Origin of the sequence: Aliiroseovarius sediminilitoris, from assembly GCF_900109955.1 — a bacterium.
Taxonomy (GTDB): domain Bacteria; phylum Pseudomonadota; class Alphaproteobacteria; order Rhodobacterales; family Rhodobacteraceae; genus Aliiroseovarius; species Aliiroseovarius sediminilitoris.
This window is the reverse complement of record NZ_FOJB01000001.1, coordinates 2,283,573-2,302,071: the sequence shown is the minus strand read 5'-3', so window position 1 is coordinate 2,302,071 and position 18,499 is coordinate 2,283,573. Positions and strand designations below refer to the sequence as shown.

At 59.0% G+C, this 18,499-nt stretch carries 19 protein-coding genes; 12 read left to right on the top strand and 7 right to left on the bottom strand.

The genetic code is table 11. From position 1 onward, the window contains the following. Positions 1 to 82: 82 nt before the first annotated feature. From pdxR to BMY55_RS11370, 4 genes are all read right to left on the bottom strand, one after another. Positions 83 to 1,561 (bottom strand): MocR-like pyridoxine biosynthesis transcription factor PdxR, encoded by a 1,479-nt coding sequence (gene pdxR, locus BMY55_RS11385; protein WP_091430734.1) that lies wholly within the window; start codon positions 1,559 to 1,561, stop codon positions 83 to 85. Positions 1,562 to 1,615: 54 nt separating this feature from the next. Further along, positions 1,616 to 1,918, bottom strand: a complete 303-nt coding sequence (locus tag BMY55_RS11380) for a hypothetical protein (RefSeq protein WP_091430732.1) — start codon at positions 1,916 to 1,918, stop codon at positions 1,616 to 1,618. A 98-nt stretch (positions 1,919 to 2,016) separates the two neighbouring features. Continuing rightward, positions 2,017 to 2,607, bottom strand: coding sequence for a GNAT family N-acetyltransferase (locus BMY55_RS11375; protein WP_091430730.1), 591 nt, complete (start codon positions 2,605 to 2,607; stop codon positions 2,017 to 2,019). A 100-nt stretch (positions 2,608 to 2,707) separates the two neighbouring features. Beyond that, positions 2,708 to 4,105, bottom strand: coding sequence for an aminotransferase family protein (locus BMY55_RS11370; RefSeq protein ID WP_091430728.1), 1,398 nt, complete (start codon positions 4,103 to 4,105; stop codon positions 2,708 to 2,710). Positions 4,106 to 4,345: 240 nt separating this feature from the next. Here BMY55_RS11370 and BMY55_RS11365 point away from each other — a divergent pair, with 240 nt between their 5' ends. Then, a complete protein-coding gene (locus BMY55_RS11365; RefSeq protein WP_091430727.1) occupies positions 4,346 to 4,996 on the top strand; it encodes a GntR family transcriptional regulator in 651 nt (216 codons plus the stop codon). A gap of 6 nt (positions 4,997 to 5,002) precedes the next feature. On the opposite strand, the gene BMY55_RS11360 is transcribed toward BMY55_RS11365, so the two are convergent. Beyond that, the gene (locus tag BMY55_RS11360; protein WP_091430725.1) at positions 5,003 to 5,710 is read right to left on the bottom strand and encodes a type 1 glutamine amidotransferase; all 708 of its coding nucleotides are present in this window, start codon (positions 5,708 to 5,710) and stop codon (positions 5,003 to 5,005) included. 87 nt (positions 5,711 to 5,797) lie between these two features. Here BMY55_RS11360 and BMY55_RS11355 point away from each other — a divergent pair, with 87 nt between their 5' ends. The 3 genes from BMY55_RS11355 (at position 5,798) to BMY55_RS11345 (ending at position 8,853) form a co-directional block, all read left to right on the top strand. Then, positions 5,798 to 7,057, top strand: coding sequence for a cytochrome P450 (locus tag BMY55_RS11355; protein ID WP_091430723.1), 1,260 nt, complete (start codon positions 5,798 to 5,800; stop codon positions 7,055 to 7,057). 47 nt (positions 7,058 to 7,104) lie between these two features. Then, positions 7,105 to 8,394 (top strand): type I glutamate--ammonia ligase, encoded by a 1,290-nt coding sequence (locus BMY55_RS11350; RefSeq protein ID WP_091430721.1) that lies wholly within the window; start codon positions 7,105 to 7,107, stop codon positions 8,392 to 8,394. 90 nt (positions 8,395 to 8,484) lie between these two features. Continuing rightward, positions 8,485 to 8,853 (top strand): VOC family protein, encoded by a 369-nt coding sequence (locus tag BMY55_RS11345; RefSeq protein WP_091430719.1) that lies wholly within the window; start codon positions 8,485 to 8,487, stop codon positions 8,851 to 8,853. Between the two features lie 51 nt (positions 8,854 to 8,904). On the opposite strand, the gene BMY55_RS11340 is transcribed toward BMY55_RS11345, so the two are convergent. Next, positions 8,905 to 10,257, bottom strand: a complete 1,353-nt coding sequence (locus BMY55_RS11340) for an aspartate aminotransferase family protein (RefSeq protein ID WP_091432447.1) — start codon at positions 10,255 to 10,257, stop codon at positions 8,905 to 8,907. 1 nt (position 10,258) lies between these two features. Next, entirely contained in the window at positions 10,259 to 11,071 is an 813-nt protein-coding gene (locus tag BMY55_RS11335; protein WP_245744725.1) for an IclR family transcriptional regulator, read from the bottom strand. A gap of 158 nt (positions 11,072 to 11,229) precedes the next feature. Here BMY55_RS11335 and BMY55_RS11330 point away from each other — a divergent pair, with 158 nt between their 5' ends. The 8 genes from BMY55_RS11330 (at position 11,230) to yciA (ending at position 18,499) form a co-directional block, all read left to right on the top strand. Further along, positions 11,230 to 12,171 (top strand): tripartite tricarboxylate transporter substrate-binding protein, encoded by a 942-nt coding sequence (locus BMY55_RS11330; protein WP_091430717.1) that lies wholly within the window; start codon positions 11,230 to 11,232, stop codon positions 12,169 to 12,171. A gap of 55 nt (positions 12,172 to 12,226) precedes the next feature. Then, positions 12,227 to 12,916 carry a tripartite tricarboxylate transporter TctB family protein gene (locus BMY55_RS11325; protein ID WP_091430715.1) on the top strand — a complete coding sequence of 230 codons (690 nt, stop codon included), beginning with the start codon at positions 12,227 to 12,229 and terminating at the stop codon, positions 12,914 to 12,916. A gap of 7 nt (positions 12,917 to 12,923) precedes the next feature. Further along, positions 12,924 to 14,564 carry a tripartite tricarboxylate transporter permease gene (locus BMY55_RS11320; RefSeq protein ID WP_091430714.1) on the top strand — a complete coding sequence of 547 codons (1,641 nt, stop codon included), beginning with the start codon at positions 12,924 to 12,926 and terminating at the stop codon, positions 14,562 to 14,564. Further along, positions 14,447 to 15,913 (top strand): aldehyde dehydrogenase, encoded by a 1,467-nt coding sequence (locus tag BMY55_RS11315; RefSeq protein ID WP_143064352.1) that lies wholly within the window; start codon positions 14,447 to 14,449, stop codon positions 15,911 to 15,913. The genes BMY55_RS11320 and BMY55_RS11315 overlap by 118 nt, the downstream gene beginning before the upstream one ends. After that, positions 15,910 to 17,142, top strand: a complete 1,233-nt coding sequence (locus BMY55_RS11310; protein ID WP_091430712.1) for a Tm-1-like ATP-binding domain-containing protein — start codon at positions 15,910 to 15,912, stop codon at positions 17,140 to 17,142. The genes BMY55_RS11315 and BMY55_RS11310 overlap by 4 nt, the downstream gene beginning before the upstream one ends. Positions 17,143 to 17,216: 74 nt before the next feature. Then, positions 17,217 to 17,615: a 5-carboxymethyl-2-hydroxymuconate Delta-isomerase gene (locus BMY55_RS11305; protein ID WP_091430710.1), complete on the top strand. Its 399-nt coding sequence runs from the start codon at positions 17,217 to 17,219 to the stop codon at positions 17,613 to 17,615. After that, the gene (hpaR, locus tag BMY55_RS11300; protein WP_091430708.1) at positions 17,612 to 18,037 is read left to right on the top strand and encodes a homoprotocatechuate degradation operon regulator HpaR; all 426 of its coding nucleotides are present in this window, start codon (positions 17,612 to 17,614) and stop codon (positions 18,035 to 18,037) included. Before BMY55_RS11305 ends, hpaR begins: the two co-directional genes overlap by 4 nt. Before the next feature lie 72 nt (positions 18,038 to 18,109). Next, a complete protein-coding gene (gene yciA / locus BMY55_RS11295) occupies positions 18,110 to 18,499 on the top strand; it encodes an acyl-CoA thioester hydrolase YciA (RefSeq protein WP_177179330.1) in 390 nt (129 codons plus the stop codon).

The window sequence follows — 18,499 nt, the reverse complement described above, 5'->3', positions numbered from 1 at the left end:
GCTGTTAGGGGTCCGGACAGACGTGGTGTCGTGAATATTCTTAGGCAGCAGAAAGGGGAGGCTATAGGGCCAGTTGACTGGGCTATTTGGCGCCAGTCTGACGCATCGCGGCGATCTCTTCCCCGATCAGGGATATTCCCTTGGGAATACGGACTGCCGGGATTGAACTGTAGGCAATCCGATAGAAATTGCGTGGTGGGGTGGAGCTACCGAAAAAGGGTGCGCCGGGTTCGATCACCACATCTTTCGCCATCAAGCGATCCGCCAGTTCACGAGTGTCGATGTCGTCAGGCGCGCGCATCCAGAAAGCAGAACCGCCAAAGACACCCCGCCCCGCAATGGTCAGGCCAGTGTCTTCGATTGCAGTGTTCATCACGTCGCGTCGTTGGTGATACGCCGCGCCGATTCTGCGGATCAGGGCGTCATAATGGCCAAGCGACAGGAAATAAGCGACAGTGCGCTGGATCAGGCCGGGGGGATGGCGCAACACAACAGAGCGCAAGGCGCGCGCCTCGCGGATAAACGGTTCCGATCCAACCAGATATCCAAGGCGCAGCCCGGGAAACAGGGACTTCGAAAAACTGCCGACATAGATCACGCGCCCCTCGCGGTCCAGCGACTTCAATGCGGGCGAGGGCGGGTTGAGGAATGACATTTCGAAATCGTAATCATCCTCGACCACCACTGCTTCCAGCTCGCGCGCGCGTTTCAACAACACCTTGCGCCGCTCCAGCGGCATAGTGGCAGTGGTGGGGCTTTGGTGGCTTGGGGTGGTATAGATGACATCGGTGCCTTCGGGCAGGGCGTCCGGTGCCAGCCCGCCCCGATCCACCGGAATTTTCACAAGGTGACAGCGGCTTTGCGTCAGGATATCGCGCAAAGAGTAATAGCACGGGTCTTCGATGGCTGCCGTCCGTCGCTGAGTGAGTAAGACCTGCGCGGTCAGCCAAAGCGCATTCTGGGCGCCAAGCGTGATCAGGATCTCTTCCGGACGGGCCAGGATGCCGCGCCGGGGCAGGATATGGCGCGTGATGAATTCGATAAGTTGCGGATCGTCCTGATCGTAATAGTCACGCATCATCGCCGGGTGGTCTTTCTGCCCCAAAGCCCGCAAGGCACATAGTCGCCACGAATTGTGGTCGAACAGCGTCGGGTCAGCTTGGCCGTAGATGAACGGGTATTTCATTCGCCGCCAGTCCGGCGGTTTGGTTGGTGTGCTTCCCCCGGTGAAATTCGTGCCGATGGTGCGGCCCCAATCGACCTTGTCCTCACCTCGCGACCGGAGTTTGAAAGATGGAGGTTCCGGCGCGTTTTCAGACACATAGAACCCGCTGCGCCCTTTCGAGGTCAGATAGTCATTCGCTTGCAGTTCCGTATAGGCAAGCGTAACTGTAATCCGGCTGACGCCCAGATGGGTAGACAGTCGCCGGGTCGAGGGCAGTTTCTCGCCTCGCGGCAATCGCCCGGACAAAATCGCTTCGGCGATCATCTGCTGGATCTGCGCCTGAAGCGTGCCTTGGGCGTCTTGGTCCAGAAAAAAGGTTTCCACCGGGGCTGCCATGCGGCGACCCTAACGTGGACTTAGGCTCAAAGCAATCTGGACATAAACCAGCGGTCAGCGATTGGAGGAAATCCACGCCGACATCAGGCCTGCATCCCGGAAGCATTCATCCGGGATGGCGCGGCGTTTCGCCCGTGCGATACGTTCGGCAAACGCGACCTGTCGGGACGTGGCCCGGCTGTCATGTGATCGGAAGGTGCCGGATTTCAGACGGTTCTGATGTTCACCGATCCAACCGGAAAGCGCGGCGCGATCGCTGATCTTGTCCGCGGGGATGCTGGCCCCCAGGCGGGCAGCAATATGGCGGGCATAATCGACCTGTTTCGGAGTCGGTGGCAAAGTGCGGGCAGCGTGCATGTTTGGTCCTCCTGTTCCTGATCTGTTTCACGACCGTTACTTGAGAACAAATATAGAACATTTTGAGGAAAAGTCCAGTCTGCACGCTGCAATCTCTGTTACCTGCGGGGCTGCTCCAGCCTCCAGGTCAGATTTGCGTGCACTGCGGGCCATTCGGACGCGATGATCGAATAGACCGCCGTGTCGCGGATCGTATCGCCGGGTCCGCGTTGGTGGCTGCGCAATATGCCATCCAGTTTTGCGCCCAGCCGTTCAATCGCGCGGCGGCTTTGCTGGTTCATGAAATGGGTGCGGAATTCGACGGCGATGCAGTTCACTGTATCGAAAGCATGTGACAACAGCAGGCGCTTGGCCTCGGTGTTCAAGGGGCCGCGTTGGACCGACCTCCGATACCATGTCGAGCCGATTTCGACCCGCCGATTGGCTGCATCAATGTTCATATAGGTGGTCATACCGACAGGGGTGCCATCAGGCGTCATCACACAGAAGGGCAGCATGGAACCTGCCGTCTGCAAACCGAGCCGTCGGTCGATTTCGGCCACCATCCCCTCGGGGGTCGGAATGGCGGTATACCAAAGCCGGTAGAGGTCTCCATCCGCACACGCCATGCGCAAGGCGGCGGCATGGTCGTGTGACAGCGGGGTAAGAATGACATGTTCGCCGGTCAGTGTCACAGGGGCGGGCCACATGGGATGTCCTTACTTCGATTGGATAGGGTCTGGGTCTGGCCCAGAACTCAAAAAAGCGGGCCAACGAAAAGACCCGCTTTTTCAAAGTTTCAGGTGACGGTTAGCCGAAGATTTTGGTCAGGGCCTTATCAACCGCATCGGTGATCCGATCCACGTCCTCGGCGGTCACGATCAGGGCTGGGCTGAAGCACAACACATTGTTGCGACCGGGGATGGACCGATTGCTTGCTCCGATGATGACGCCCTGTGCCCCGCAATCGCCAACGACGGCGGCGATTTCCTTTTCCGACACCGGCTCTTTGGTCTCGCGATCGGTCACAAGCTCGGCCCCAAGGAACAGGCCCTTGCCGCGCACGTCACCAATCACCTCGTGCTTGTCCATCAGAGCCTTCAGGTTGCCAAGCATCCGTTCACCCATCTTGGTGGTGTTTTCCAGCAGGCCTTCATCTTCGATGATGCGCATATTTTCCAGTGCGGCGGCGGGGCCAGCGGTGCAGCCCCCGAAAGTCGAGATGTCGCGGAAGTGGTTCAGCACATCGTCCGAGTTGTCCTTGAACATCGCGAACACTTTTTCTGTCGTTACGCAGCAAGCGATGGCGGCATAGCCAGACGCGACCCCTTTGGCCATGGTGACGAAATCAGGCTGAATGCCATAGTGTTGATAACCGAACCAGGTGCCGGTGCGCCCAAGGCCGCAAACAACCTCGTCGATATGCAGAAGAATGTCGTGCTTGTCGCAAATCTCGCGCACGCGATCCCAATAACCTTCGGGGGCTTCGATCACACCGCCACCCGCAGTGATGGGTTCAAGACACAGCGCACCGACGGTGTCGGGGCCTTCGCGCAGAATGACCTCTTCGATCAGATCAGCCGCCGCGCGGCCAAATTCGGCACCGGACAGGTGGCCCAACCCGATTTCATCCTTGCGATACTCCATGCAATGGGGCACGCGCACGAAATCGGGGGCAAACGGACCATACTGCATGTTGCGTTCGTCCTGTCCGCCTGCCGACATCGCTGCCAGCGTCGAACCGTGATAGTCGCGGTCGCGATACAGGATCTTGGTTTTCTTCCCACCATAGCGCTTATGGGCAATTTGACGGATCATCTTGAAGGCTTTCTCGTTCGCCTCGGATCCCGAATTCGTCACGTAAACGCGCGTCATACCCGGCATTTTCGAGATCAGTTTTTCCGAGAACATCGCGCCCGGAATGGACCCAGCCGAGCCTGCGAAATAGTTCAACTTCACCAACTGGTCTCGGACAACATCGGCGATGCTTTCCCGCCCATAGCCGACATTGACCGTCCAGACGCCACCGGACACGGCGTCGATATATTCCTTGCCGTTCTGATCCCAGACCCGCATCCCTTTGCCCTCTACGATGATCCGGGGATCAGCCGTTTCAAACGGCTTGTGCTGCGTCAGGTGGTGCCAGACATGGGCCTTGTCTGCTTCGACCACATGCGAGATGTCATTTTCCTTGAGTGCGCCGTCCATCCTATCCTCCAACGCTTGGTTGTCCCGGTGCACAGGGCAGGCGGGACTCAGTATCTTTGATCAAAAAACAGGATGACATTTCTGGCGCTGAAAAATAGGTCCAGCGCGATCTTGTTTTACATCCAGTTTGGTCCGAGATACCGGGTCTGCGACTTGCTCGCGTGTGATGACGGTTCGTTCGATTTATGGTCGGATCAGGCAAGGGGTGGATTTTGCCGTCAGCTTTGCTTAACTCGCTTTATGGCAGGACAAACAGATACAGTCTTGAACGCGATCCTGACGGGGATTGACCGGGGGGAGCTGAACCCCGGTGATCCGATCGACGAAAACGCGCTGATCGAAAGATACGCAGTGTCGCGAACGCCGCTGCGCGAAGCGCTGTTGCGGTTGGAAGCGATGGGTCTGATCCTACGTCAGCCGCGCAAGGGCGCGGTTCTTTTCAGGCCAACGCTTGAGGAGTTTCTGGCCATCCTGGAAGTCCATGCACGCCTGGAAGGGCAAGCAGCCGGGCTTGCCGCGCGACGCATGTCTGCCCAAGCGGCGGATCGCCTGATGCAGATCGTTGAAGCTTGCGAAGCGCATGCGCGCGAGCAAGGCGATGGTGATCCAGATGGGTATTACGCTCTGAACCTTGAGTTTCACAAGCAGGTTGGCGAGGCGTCGGGCAATCCGTTCCTACTGGACATGATCAAGATGAACGCGCGCAAACTTCTGGCCTACTACCGGGCGCGCTATGCCTATCCGGGTATGATAGCGCAAAGCGCGCAGGAGCATCGGCAGATCGCTGAATTGATTCTTGCGCACCAAGCGGACGAAGCCGAAGCATTGATGGTGCGGCATGTCCAGTTTGACCGGGTGACTGTAATGGACCTGCTGGCGGCTTTGGCCTGACCTGCTTCAGGGCGCGCGGTCGTGTTCGAAAAACCGGATGATGCAATCCGAGAACAATCCGTTATCTGCGGACATCGGCAATGACGCGCGGGCTTTTTCGATCACATCTGCGGGTTTGTTTGGGGCCAGTTCTTCGATCAGGGCGGCGATGAACTCATGGGTCATTTCCGGGTGGTTCTGTGTCGTGAAGACGTGGTCCCCGATCACGAACCCACCCACCGCGCAGCCGTCGTGGCGCAGGATGACTTCGGCACCGTCGGGCAACTTGGAAACCTGTTCGATATGGGCGCCGTATTGCCAAAACCTGCGGGCCTCCATCCAGGGCGGGCGGGCGGTGGCTTCGATTTCGACCGAGCCAATGACCCAGCCCTCGGGGTTCTGGCTGACCTCGCCACCCAGTGCAAGCGCTATGGCTTGATGGCCGAAGCAAGCCCCGAACAGCGGTTTCTTCGACGCTTCAATGCGGGTGATCAGGTCAAGCAAGCGCGCAATCCACGGTGCGTCATCATGCACGGATGCCGGGCTTCCAGTGACGATCCAGCCATCATGGATCGACTCGTTTTTCGGAAACTTACCATCTTTCACGGAATAGACGGTGAAGGTCCAATCCGGGCGCTTGGGGGCAAGAAGTGCGTGCCACTTTTCACCATCCCTTGGATGTAGCCGAGAAAACTCGCTTTCATCGGTGTTGGCCATCAAGATCGCGATACGCATGATTTCTCCGCTTTACATATTTAACATGTTATATAATATATTTTAAGACGCGCAACAGACAACCGCATTACAGCCAAGGAGGCGCGCATGACGGTCTGGACCCCTAATGACGACGGATTTGCCGATCTGTCCAGCCACGACACATTTGTCAACGGTGCGCCGCACAACACCTTCGCACGTCTGCGACGGGACGATCCGGTCAGCTGGAGCGATTGGGATGGGGGTGAAGGCTTCTGGAGCATCGTGCGCCATGCCGACATCACCGAACTGAATCGCAACTATCAGGTCATGTCCTCGGCCCGTGGCATTCGTATGGAGGATCAGAGCTATGAAGAGTATCTGGCGAGACGGACCTTTCAGGAAACCGATCCACCGGAACATATGAAAACACGCGTGAAGGTGGGCAAGGCGTTCTCGCGTCCTGTTGTGGCCGGGTTTGAGCAACAGATCCGCGACTTGTGCCACCCCATTCTGGATGCGGCGCTGGAAAAGGGCACGTTTGACGCCACCAAGGAGATTGCGCGGCAATTGCCGATGATGATGCTGGGCCGGATCCTTGGCACACCAGACGAGGACCTGCCGTGGCTGGTCGAAAAGGGCGATGCGTTGATTGCCAATACGGACCCGGATTTCACCGATCATGTCCTGGACAAAATGCAGACCGATGAATACCGGATGATGCCATTCAACAGCCCTGCCGGGGCCGAGTTGTTCGACTACGCCAAGCGCCTGATTGAAGAGAAGACCCGCAAGGGCGACACGGACGGCGTGCTGCACATGATCCTGCAACCCGACAAGGACGGCAACCTCATGCCGGAACAGGAGTTTCGCAACTTTTTCTGCCTGCTCGTGGCCGCAGGCAATGATACCACGCGTTATTCGATTGCGGCGGGCATTCAGGCAATGTGCCATCAGCCTGAACTTCTGGGTCAGATGCAGGACGGCGGAGACGTGTGGGGCACCGCGCCCGATGAAATCATCCGCTGGGCCACACCTGCGCTCTATTTCAGACGCACGGCGACCTGTGACCACGATATCCACGGCAAAACCATCCGCGAAGGCGATAAAGTGCTTTACTGGTGGATTTCGGCAAACCGCGATGAAGAGGTGTTTGACGACCCGAACCGCGTTGACCTTCATCGCAGTCCCAACAGACACATGTCATTTGGTCAAGGCGGGCCGCATGTGTGTCTGGGCATGCATTTGGCGCGGCTGGAGGTGCGGGTTTTGTTTGAAGAACTCGCAAAACGCGTCAAACTGGTGGAACCGGCGGGGGATCACAAGTTCCTGCGGTCCAACTTTGTCGGTGGGATAAAAGAACTGCCTGTCATGATGCAGGCCAAATAACTCCGGCAATCGGGGTTGACCCGGCAATGGCCGGGCAGGGAGGTTAGATGAAAGACCGTTTGCGCGCCCTTTGGTGCGATCACCTGAGCATTCTGCGCGGCAAATACCTGCCCAATCACAAGATCGAGGATGGGAGTACGCGCTTCTGCCGGTCCACCTTCGGCGTTCATTACGACAAAGACCTTCTGGACGCCCCCGGCGCGATGATGAAGGAAGGCCTGCCGGATATGGAGCTGCGCTGGCGCGAGGCGGATATCCGCGACAGTTGGGAAAGTTCAACCCAGATTGTCATTGGCGACCTTTACGATCAGGACGGGGTGCCGCTGGAACTGTGCGGACGACAAGCGTTGAAGCGCGCGATTGCGGGTTGGGAAGCACGCGGCCTGAAGCCGATGATCGGGATCGAGCTGGAATGCTATGCGTTGATGGCCAACGAGATCGGCCGCCTTGTGCCCTATGACGCACCGGGCGGTGTGGTTTACGGGACGGGGCCTTTTTCCGACCCGCTCAGGTTTACCGATGACATCTGGGAACGCGCTGACAACCTGGGCTTCAATGTCGATATGATCACGGCGGAGTATGACAGCCCCCAGTTCGAATTTACCCTGACCTTCGATGAAGCCTTGAAGCAGATGGATGACATCGTTCTGTTTCGCCAAATGGCGCGTGAGGTTGCGTTGGAGCACGGGCTGGTCCTGACCTTCATGCCCAAACCGATTGCCGAGGCAGGTGGTTCGGGCATGCACATCAATTTCAGCTTTCAGGATCAGGACGGGCGCAATGCGCTGGACAATGGTCCTGTGGGCGGGCCCGGAAACATGAACGATCTGGCGCGGGGCTGCATCGCGGGGCTGATGCATCACCACAAGGGTCTGTCGGGTCTGGTGGCGCCGACCTCGAATTCATACCAACGTCTGCAACCCGGATCGCTGTCCGGCTATTGGCGCAACTGGGGCGGGGATCACCGCAACGTCACCACGCGTATTTCGGGCGAGGGTGGGGCGAAAACGCGGCTGGAACACCGCATGGCAGACGCAACTGCCAACCCCTATACGGCGGTGGCGGCTGTGCTTCAGGCGGCGTTGCTAGGGGTAGAGCAGGGCTATGACCTTGGCCCGATGGAAACGGGTGATGGGTTTGACCGCACCGACGCCAGTGACGGCACCGCCGTAGACCTGAAACGCGCGATGAATGATCTGGAGGCCGACCGGGTCCTGGGTGACGCGGTGGGGCGGCTTCTGGTCGACAACCACATTTTCATGAAGCGCAAAGAGGTCATCAAAACCCGTGATCTGGAAGGCGACGGACTTCGGGATTTTTACGTGCATTTCGTTTGAAGCACGGAAAACCTATTAACCACAATTGAGGTGGTCCGAAGCCCCGTCTGATTTGTGCTACACTGGGCGCATAAAACGGAGGATCACATCATGCAGCTTGGGGCATTTTCAGTCAGTCTTGCCGTCAAGGATCTGGTGAAATCCCGCACCTTTTACGAGGCGCTTGGGTTCACTGCCTATGCCGGAACTGAAGAGCATAACTACCTGATCATGAAGAACGGAGACACGCTGATCGGGCTGTTTCACGGTATGTTCGAAGGCGCGATGCTGACCTTCAATCCCGGATGGGATCAATCGGCGGGCAACGTGGACCCTTTCGAAGATGTGCGTGACATCAAAGCGCGCTTGAAAGACGCGGGGCTGGAGGTGACGCAGGAACAAGGCGGCGAAGACGGCCCCGCCAGTTTTGTGGTGATCGACCCCGACGGAGTGCCGGTTTTGATTGATCAGCACCGATAATGAGAAAAGCCGCCCGGAAAGGGGCAGGCTTTGCATTTGGCGTGGCGTGGATCAGACCGCCGCGAACCCTGCTTCCAACGCGGTCAGGATCGTTTGCACATCCTCGGTGGTCAGCACCAGTGGCGGCGACAGGATGATGTTAGGGCCGGACACGCGGATCATGGCGCCGTTCTGATACGTGACCTCCTGAATGGTGTTGACCGTTTGCTTGTCGATAGGGGCTTTGGTGGCGGCATCCGACACCAGCTCCATCGCGCACATCAACCCGTGCCCGCCGCGCACGTCGCCCACGATATCATTCGCCGCGCCGATCTTTTGCAGCCCCGCGAACAATTCGGCCCCGCGTGCGGCGGCGTTTTCATTTACTTTCAGACGCAGAGTTTCCTCGAGACAAGCGATGGCGGCGGCGGCCCCCACCGGATGACCCGAATAGGTATAGCCGTGCCCGATGGCGGCCTTGTTTGTCGTGTCTTTCTCGAACGTTTCCACCACATGGTCGGCGATCATCACCGCGCCAAATGGGAAATAGCCATTGGTGATGGCTTTAGCGGTGCACGTAAAATCGGGCTTCACGCTCCAATAGCGGCTGCCGCTCCACCCGCCGGTGCGGCCAAAGGCGGTGATAACCTCGTCCGCGATCAGTAGGATGCCGTGTTTGGTGCAAATCTCGCGCGCGCCGGGCATGAAGCTTTCATGCGGCGGGATCACGCCGCCTGCGCCCAAAACAGGTTCCATTATGAAGGCTGCGATGGTGCCTGCGCCCTGAAAGGCGATTTCATCCTCAAGCGATTGCAGGCACAGCTGCGCCAGTTTTTCCGGATCAGTTACGTTGAACGGGTTGCGATAAGTATAAGGGGCGGGGATGTGAAAGCAGCCCGGCAGAAGAGGTTCATACTGGGTGCGGAAATTGGCGTTTCCGTTCACCGAGGCGCCGCCCATATGGGTGCCGTGATAGCCTTTCTTCAGGCTCAGGAACTTGGTGCGGCCCTGTTCGCCCCTGATTTTGTGAAACTGTCGCGCCAGCCGCAGCGCGGTTTCCACGCTGTCCGACCCGCCCGACGTATAGAACGCGCGCGTAAGCCCGTCGGGCGCAAAGAAGTCGCGCAGCATCTCGGACAGCTCTATCACCTTGTCATTCGTGGTGCCCCGGAAGGTCGAATAATAGGGCAGTTGGTCAAGCTGCGCCGCGATCGCGTCTTTAATCGGCTGGCAGGAAAACCCCAGGTTCACATTCCAAAGACCGCCGACGCCGTCCACAACCTCGTGCCCGTCCACATCTGTTATCCGCACACCTTGCGCGCCTGTGACAATGGTAGGCGGATTGGCCAAGCTATCCGCTGGGTGCGTCATGGGATGCCAAAGCGACCGGGCGTTCTTTTCTTTCAGAAAGTTGGAGTCTTTCATTTCAAGCCTCATTTTGCAGTAGGTTCTGCGGTTCGTATGATGGAAAGCTGCCGGGTGGAAAGCCACCCAGAATGCGGGTTGTCTGGCGGGCATGGGCCATCAACTTGTCTCGGATCATCATGCGCAGCGTGTCCGTCATTCGCGAAACGGGGGCGGCAACGGCCATCGCGCCGATGCAGGCCGACCGCGTGTCGAAGATCGGAACCGCGTGCGATATCACGTCCTCTTCAAACCCACCAGTTGAGGTGGCGATGCCCTCGGCCCGGATCGACGGGAGCAGAGCGCGAATTTCGGCTGGATCGGTGATGGTCTGCGAGGTTCGTGCGCTTAGTGGTCGCGCCAGGGTTTCATCGACGAAAGATGCCGGCGAATAAGCCAGCACAGCCAACCCCGATCCGGTGGAATGGAGTTCCAGCACCTCGGCATCCTCCATCATCACCATCGTGCCGTGGCGGTTGGAATAGGCATAGGCGAGGTTGGACAGAACGTCACCGTTCAAGAGCGACATATGCGCGGTTTCGCCCGTCGCGTCGCTGAGTTCGGTCAGTTGTTGCAAGGCGACCTCGCGCATTGGAACCTGATTTTCCCGCAGTGCGGCAAGGCGCAAAAAGGCTGGTCCCAGCCGGTATTCACGCCCGGTGCCGACCTGTTCCACGAATCCATGTGCGGCGAGTTCAGCCAACAGGCGATGGACTGTTGCCTTGTTCAACCCGGACAGGCGGGCCAATTCGCTCAGCCCGATCTGCGGTGTGGCGCGGCTGAAATAATTCAGCAATGACAGGGCTTTGGATGCCGTCCCCATTGATGATCCCATGTTCTTGCCCGGCGCGAGAGCAGGCGCGGTCCGTAAAATTACTTCGCATGTTCATTGTTTTCTTGACAGGATTGTTCGGCCTCTGTCAATCTAAATTAAAACCAATGGTTCAAATAATGAACCGACATATGAGACCACGACGCAATAGGGAGATCGTCATGAACACCAAATCCATTCTGGCAGGGGCCGTCGCGCTAACCGCTGCTGCACTTGCTGGCCCGGCGCTGGCCGAATACCCGGAAAAACCTGTCAGCTTCATCGTGCCGTGGCCTCCGGGCGATCTTGAGGATGTGCTGACGCGGATGATTGCCGAGGACTTTCAGGCGGAATATGGCGTGTCGGCGGCTGTGGTGAACAAGCCCGGCGGCGGCGGTGGTCCGTTCCCCGGCGCGATCGACGTGGCAACCGCCCCGGCGGATGGTTACACCATCGGCAGTTTCGTCCCCGCCGTGCCGGTGATCGGCCACGAGATCGGCATCGACGAACTGACCCCGGCCAAGTTTGACCCGATTGGCATTTTCCTGACCTATCCGTTTGTGATCGCGACCAGCATGGACGCGCCCTATAGCTCGATGGAAGAGCTTGCGGCCTATGCCAAGGAAAACGACGTGGCGCTTGGCCATTTCGGCGACGTTCTGACGCCCACACAGGTCACGAAAGCTTATGCGATCAATGCCGGTTTCGGCTGGGGATCGGATGCGGCCTTTGATGCGCTGGATTGTAACACGTTGGCGTCCGGCGATGCGGATGTCATCAACACAACGCTACAGTTGATCCTGCCTTGCCTTGACAGTGTGAAGGTTCTGATGGCCGTGACGGATGAACGTATCAGCCTGATCCCTGACGTGCCCACCATCGGCGAATTGGACGAAAGCCTGAACATCGCGCTGTGGAACGGTCTGTTCGTGACCAAGGATACACCTGCTGACGTGCGCGAAAAGATTGCGGCCGTCGCATCCAAGACCGTGATGAGCGAACGGGCGCAGGCCGTTGCCAAGGAAACCGGCGCGCTTGTGTATTGGATGGATGCGGATGCCTCTGCGGCGCGTATCGCGGCCGATCAGGAAACCGGAGCGCGGATTGGCAAGATCCTCGAATAATACTCCCTGAACAGGGCCGGCATCGTCTGGTCCTGTTCTCCGATGAGGGGCAGGCATGAGCGACGACATTTCCGAACACCCGGACCGACCGCAGCGCGGCCAAGTGCTGTTCGCAGCCTTGCTCCTGATCTGCGCGACGTTGTTGATCGCGGCCTTGGGTAGCCAGACCAAGTGGCTGGACGGCAAAGACTTCTTTGCCCAACCCCGGTTCTGGCCCGCGATTGGCGTTGGCGGCATGGTGGTCTTTACCGCGCTCCATTTCTGGTATCTGCCGCGCAAACCCCGACGTCTGCCGCGCTGGATGCGCGAGGCGGACTGGCTGCAATGGGCGGAAAGCCTGTTCTGGGGCGTGCTGGCGCTGGCCCTGTCGCTGTGGCTGGGGCCGATCAAGGCCGCGCCCTATGTGTTCCTTGTGGCGACGATCCGCGTGACGTGGCTGTATCAACACTGGACCGACCGGCGTGAGGCGAAGGTCTGGGCGTCCGTGGTGGAATGGGCCGGGTGGTTTCTGGCCTATGTCCTTTTGGTGCCAATCATCGGGTATCTGCCAGTGACTGTCGCCTTCACTGTGCTCCTGACCTGGCGAGTGGGCTATCGCGACCACATCATGATGTGGAGCGCGGTTCTGTTCGCGATTGCCGTCGTGCTGGTTTTCAAGAGCTTTCTGCAAGTAAAGATCCCCGGCAGCGCGCTGTACGAATACTTGCCGGGTGCGCTGCGCTCATTCTTCATCCTGAACTTCTGAGGCGCAGATGGACCTGATTTTCGACTTCCTTGTACAGGTTCAGGCCAGTTCGAACTATCTGGCCCGTTGGGATGTTGTGCTGGCGCTTCTGGTCGGGTCGGTTGGCGGCGTGATCATCGGCGCGATCCCCGGCGTGGGACCGGCAGTTGCGATTGCGATCCTGCTGCCCGCGACCTTCTCGATGGACCCGATCGTTGGGCTGACGGTGCTGTTGGGCATCTATGGGAGCTCGATGTACGGCGGGTCGATTCCGGCGATCCTGATCAACACCCCAGGCACGGCGGTGAACGCTTTGACCACCTATGACGGCTTTCCGATGACCACACGCGGCGAGGCGCGCCGCGCGTTATCGCTGGCCTATAGTTCGTCGTTCTTTGGCGGCGTCTTTTCGGTGATGTGTCTGATCTTTTTCGCGCCGGTATTGGCAAAAGTTGCCCCGATGTTCGGCAGCCGGGAAATCTTTCTGGCCGCGCTGCTGGGCATCGTTCTTGTGGTGACAGCACATCGCAGGCACACGTTGATAGCTGCCGCCATGGCGTGTTTTGGCATATGGCTGAACACCATCGGGCTGCATTCGGCCAGCTATTCCAAGCGTTATACATTTGACCAAAGCTGGCTGTCGGGCGGCGTGAACCTGATCGTCGTCGTGCTGGGGCTGTTTGCCTTAAGCCAAGCCTTTACACTGCTTCATGGCGACGACGACAAGGTCCGCCTGACCAAGCTGAAGGGCAGCTTTTTTCAGGGGTTCCGCGAACTTGCCCGCCACCCGCGGATTGCCGGAGTGTCCGCATCGTTCGGTGTGATCATGGGGATGATCCCCGGCGTGGGCGAGTTTACCGCGCAGTTCATGTCCTACACCTATGCGCAGAAAAGCTCGAAACGGCCCGAAGATTTCGGACATGGATCAAGCGAGGGGCTGATCGCCGCTGAAACCGCCAATAACGCCGTCCCTGCGGCGGCAATGGTGCCGTTGCTCGCGCTGGGCATACCGGGCGAGGCGCTGACGGCGATGATGTTGTCGGTTTTCTACGTCCACAACGTGATCCCCGGCCCGCAACTGTTCCAGAACGAGATGGACTTCGTCGTGGCGCTTTACCTCGCGTTGCTGATCCTGAATGTGCTGGTTGTGATCTTCTTGTTGGTGGCGACGAACCAGCTGATCAAGGTAGTAAAAATCCCCAATCGGTTCCTTGGCGTCTGCGTTCTGATCCTGAGCTTTGTGGGTGTCTACAGCCTGCGCAACTCGTTCACCGACTGCATTCTGGCGGCGGGTTTTGGCATCTTCGGATTTGTTATGAAACGTATGCAACTTCCCGTCGTGCCCATCGTGTTGGGCATGGTGCTGGGCGGTATCATGGAGGTGAAACTGCGCAGTGCCATGGCGCGGGTGAAAACCCCGCTCGACTTCATTGATCGCCCCATTGCGGCGATCCTGTTTGGAATGATCGTTCTGGTTCTGATCCTGCACTTCCGCCGGGTCTGGCTGGACTACAAGGAAAGAAAGACGGACGAATGGCAGACCAGTCACGCATCAACGAGCTTCGCCGCCATCCTGTCGCGCCGCAGAAACTATATATTGACGGAGCGTGGCAAGAAGGTTCGGGGGAAACGCAAGACGTTCTCTCGCCGATTGACGGATCGACGCTGACAACGATCATCCGGGCGTCGACTTCGGATGTCGATCGGGCCGTGGCCGCCGCACGGAGCGCATTTGACGACGGACGGTGGAGCAGGGTCGCGCCTGCGCATCGAAAGAAAGTGCTTCACAGGTTGGCCGATTTGATCCAGGCGAATGCACTCGAACTGGCCGTGCTGGGCGTGCGCGATAATGGGACCGAGATTGGCATGGCGCTGAAGGCTGAACCCGGATCAGCGGCTGGCACGTTTCGCTATTACGCCGAAGCACTGGACAAGGTGTATGGCGAGATTGCCCCAACAGGGGGCGACGTTCTGGGTCTTGTGCACAAGGAACCGGTGGGCGTTGTGGGTGCCATCGTGCCGTGGAACTTCCCTTTGATGATCGGAGCATGGAAGCTGGCACCTGCCTTGGCGGCGGGAAACTCTGTGGTTCTGAAGCCTGCTGAGACTGCATCATTGAGCTTGCTCAAACTGGCAGAACTGGCGTCTGAAGCGGGCCTGCCGGATGGCGTTCTGAACGTCGTGACGGGCGCAGGCTCTATCACAGGCGAGGCTCTTGCCATGTCGATGGATGTGGATGTGTTGGTCTTCACTGGTTCGGGTGGTGTGGGGCGCCGGCTGCTGGAATATTCAGCGCGGTCCAACCTGAAACGGTGTTATCTGGAACTTGGGGGCAAGTCGCCCAACATAGTGTTTGCCGATGCGCCGGAACTGGAGCAGGCAGCCAAGGTTTCGGCGGCGGGCATCTTCCGCAATGCGGGGCAGGTTTGCGTTGCGGGGTCTCGGCTGTTGGTCGAGGAAAGCGTGCATGATGAATTCGTTGAAGCGTTGTCACGCCACGCGGCCGCGATGAAGGTCGGCGATCCACTGGACCTGACCACGAATATCGGCGCGGTGAACAACATCCCTCAGTTGGAAGGTAATCTGGGTTTCGTCAGCCAAGCGATTGAGCAGGGAGCGACGCTCGTTCTTGGTGGATCGCGGATCCTTGAGGACACCGGCGGTTATTACATGGAACCGACCGTTCTGACTGGCGTGAAACCCGAGGATCACGTGGCCCAGAACGAGGTGTTCGGCCCGGTGCTGGCTGTGACCCCATTCAAATCTGACGAAGAGGCTGTGCAGATCGCCAACTCGACAAAATTCGGTTTGGCCGCAGGGGTTTGGACGTCGAACTTTGGCCGCGCCCATCGCATGGTGCGCGACATTCAGGCGGGCGTCGTTCATGTCAACACCTATGGCGGGGCTGACGGCACCGTGCCGTTGGGCGGCGTCAAACAATCTGGCAATGGGCATGACAAATCAATGCATGCGTTCGACAAGTATTTCGACCTCAAGACGGCATGGGTGCAGCTATGAGCGACAAGACTATTCTGGTCGTCGGGACCTATGACACCAAGGATGACGAGTTGAACTATATCGCGGACGTGATCCGTGGGCAGGGCGGTGCAGTCAGAACGATGGACATCTCGGTGCTGGGCGATCCCGGCGCATCTTGCGACTATTCCAAGCATGAGGTGGCCGAGGCGGGTGGGTCATCCATTCAGGCAGCTATCGACAGCGGAGATGAGAACGCGGCGATGCAGATCATGGCGCAGGGGGCGTCGGCGCTGGCATTGAAGCTTTACCGCGAGGGTGTGTTTGACGGGCTGATCGTTCTGGGCGGCACGATGGGCACGGATGTGGCGCTGGACTTGTGTCAGGCCTTGCCGATCGGGGTGCCAAAATACGTGGTCTCGACGGTCAGCTTCTCGCCCCTGATCCCGCCGGAACGCCTGCCGGCGGACGTTCAGATGATCCTGTGGGCCGGGGGGCTTTACGGGCTGAACTCAATCTGCAAGGCGTCTCTGTCGCAAGCTGCGGGGGCAGTGCTGGGGGCGGCCCGCGCGGTCGAGCCGCCGGATTTCTCGAAGCCGCTGATCGGGATGACGAGCTTTGGCAAGACGGTGCTGCGCTATATGGTCAGCCTGAAACCGGCGCTAGAGGCGCGCGGGTTCGAGGTGGCGGTCTTCCACGCCACAGGTATGGGCGGGCGGGCGTTTGAAAGCCTTGCTGCCGAGGGGGCCTTTGCCGCCGTCTTGGATTTCGCGCCACAAGAGTTGGGCAATCACATCATGGGGTCCACGATCTCGGCCGGCTCGGACCGGATGACCCATGCAGGCGCGTCGGGCACACCGCAGATGGTGTCGATCGGGTGCTATGATCTGGTGGATTTCATCGGTTGGCAGCAGGTTCCACCGAAGCTGGCGGGGCAGGAGGTCCATGCCCATAATCGGCTATTGTCCTCGGTGATGATGACGCCGGTCCAGCGGCGCGAGATGGCGCGCGCCATGTGCCGCCAGCTTTCGGGCGCCCGGGGACCGGTCACGCTGTTTCTGCCCTTGCAAGGGGGCAACGAGTGGGACCGCGCCGGTGGTCCGCTGCATGATGCCGACGGGCTGGCCGCCTTCTGTGATGAAGTTCGCGCCCAGTGTCCGGATAACGTCACGCTTGTTGAACTGGACGCCCATATCAACGACCCGGAATTTTCAGACCGGGTTCTGGCCGATTTCGATGAGTGGATGGCGACGGGAGTGGTCAAGCCCTGAGGCAACTTGTTGCACCCACAATGAATTGCTTTTCCAGTGTCGCAGGTATTTACTGCCAGTGTTAAGGAGTGACCATGCCACACCTGTCGTTCGAATACAGCACCGGGCTGGGCCAGCAGGCGGACCTGCAAACCCTTGCCGAAACCATGCGCGCGACCCTCGTCGCCACCGGGCATTGCCCGGTTGGCGGCATCCGCGTGCGCGGGTTCGAAGCGGATGTTGACGCCATCGGCGACGGGGCAGGCGGGTATCACTTCCTCGACATGATCCTCAGGCTTGGCCAGGGTCGGGACGAGGCGACGCGCGACGCCATCGCTGACCTGCTTTATGCGGCGGTTGAGGCTGCCTTGCGCCCGCAGATGGGCGATACGCCGTTCATCTTAAGTCTTGAGGTTCAGGACATCGAAACCCGCTTCAGCCGCAAAAGCTGGAGCAGTATCCACGCGGCCCTCCGCGAAAAGGAACCGGAATGAGAAAACTTGAACGCGCCCTTCCCATCGCACTGCTTCACGCGCGTGAAGCCACCTTGAAACCCTTTCGTCACGAGCTGGACCAGATCGACCTGACGGTGCAGCAATGGCGCGTGATCCGGGTGCTGGCCGAGGGCAAAGCCTGTTGTGCGACGGAATTGGCGGAACGCTGCGTGCTGATGCCCCCCAGCCTGAGCCGCATCCTGAAAAACCTGACGGAACGAGAGTTGATAGAACGGGTGGACGACAGTGATGGGCGTCGCCGCAAGGTACAGATCGCGCCCGCGGGCAGCGCGAAATACACTCAGATGTCGGGTAAGGCTGCGAAGATCTATGAGGATCTTGAGAACCGGTTCGGGCATGAGAAGATGGAAACGCTGCTGGACCTGTTGAACGAGCTTCGCATGGTGGCCACGGCGGAATGATGCAGTGATCCGCTTGCGTCGTGATTGCCTGCGCCTTACCCATGGGAAGGTCCAATCCTGAACGAGGTTCCCATGAGCGATCAACACGCCGCCCCCGAAGGCGAGATTATCCTGCGCACGCTGGCGATGCCCAAAGACACCAATACGGCGGGCGATATTTTCGGCGGCTGGGTGATGAGCCAGATGGACATCGCCGGTGGCATCATCGCGGGCGAACGCGCCCAGGGCCGCGTGGCCACGGTGGCCGTGAACGCAATGAAATTCATCCAGCCAGTGAAAGTGGGCGATGTCTTATGCATCTATGGTCGCGTTGGCCGGGTCGGAACCACGTCGATGTCAATCGAGTTGGAAGCCTGGGTCAAACGCGACCGCCTTGGCGAGCGTCACAAGGTGACAGAAGGTGTATTCGTGTTTGTGGCGCTGGATGAGGATGGGCAGCCGGTGGCGGTGGGGAAAGATTGA

Excerpts from the sequence above, each read along its gene's own strand:
- BMY55_RS11310 (WP_091430712.1), top strand. The coding sequence starts at position 15,910 with ATGAGCGACAAGACTATTCTGGTCGTCGGGACCTATGACACCAAGGAT.
- BMY55_RS11370 (WP_091430728.1), bottom strand. The coding sequence starts at position 4,105 with ATGGACGGCGCACTCAAGGAAAATGACATCTCGCATGTGGTCGAAGCA.
- pdxR (WP_091430734.1), bottom strand. The coding sequence starts at position 1,561 with ATGGCAGCCCCGGTGGAAACCTTTTTTCTGGACCAAGACGCCCAAGGC.
- hpaR (WP_091430708.1), top strand. The coding sequence starts at position 17,612 with ATGAGAAAACTTGAACGCGCCCTTCCCATCGCACTGCTTCACGCGCGT.
- BMY55_RS11365 (WP_091430727.1), top strand. The coding sequence starts at position 4,346 with ATGGCAGGACAAACAGATACAGTCTTGAACGCGATCCTGACGGGGATT.
- BMY55_RS11380 (WP_091430732.1), bottom strand. The coding sequence starts at position 1,918 with ATGCACGCTGCCCGCACTTTGCCACCGACTCCGAAACAGGTCGATTAT.
- BMY55_RS11345 (WP_091430719.1), top strand. The coding sequence starts at position 8,485 with ATGCAGCTTGGGGCATTTTCAGTCAGTCTTGCCGTCAAGGATCTGGTG.
- BMY55_RS11335 (WP_245744725.1), bottom strand. The coding sequence starts at position 11,071 with ATGGGATCATCAATGGGGACGGCATCCAAAGCCCTGTCATTGCTGAAT.
- BMY55_RS11305 (WP_091430710.1), top strand. The coding sequence starts at position 17,217 with ATGCCACACCTGTCGTTCGAATACAGCACCGGGCTGGGCCAGCAGGCG.
- BMY55_RS11330 (WP_091430717.1), top strand. The coding sequence starts at position 11,230 with ATGAACACCAAATCCATTCTGGCAGGGGCCGTCGCGCTAACCGCTGCT.
- BMY55_RS11360 (WP_091430725.1), bottom strand. The coding sequence starts at position 5,710 with ATGCGTATCGCGATCTTGATGGCCAACACCGATGAAAGCGAGTTTTCT.
- BMY55_RS11320 (WP_091430714.1), top strand. The coding sequence starts at position 12,924 with ATGGACCTGATTTTCGACTTCCTTGTACAGGTTCAGGCCAGTTCGAAC.
- BMY55_RS11325 (WP_091430715.1), top strand. The coding sequence starts at position 12,227 with ATGAGCGACGACATTTCCGAACACCCGGACCGACCGCAGCGCGGCCAA.
- BMY55_RS11340 (WP_091432447.1), bottom strand. The coding sequence starts at position 10,257 with ATGAAAGACTCCAACTTTCTGAAAGAAAAGAACGCCCGGTCGCTTTGG.
- BMY55_RS11350 (WP_091430721.1), top strand. The coding sequence starts at position 7,105 with ATGAAAGACCGTTTGCGCGCCCTTTGGTGCGATCACCTGAGCATTCTG.
- yciA (WP_177179330.1), top strand. The coding sequence starts at position 18,110 with ATGAGCGATCAACACGCCGCCCCCGAAGGCGAGATTATCCTGCGCACG.
- BMY55_RS11355 (WP_091430723.1), top strand. The coding sequence starts at position 5,798 with ATGACGGTCTGGACCCCTAATGACGACGGATTTGCCGATCTGTCCAGC.
- BMY55_RS11375 (WP_091430730.1), bottom strand. The coding sequence starts at position 2,607 with ATGTGGCCCGCCCCTGTGACACTGACCGGCGAACATGTCATTCTTACC.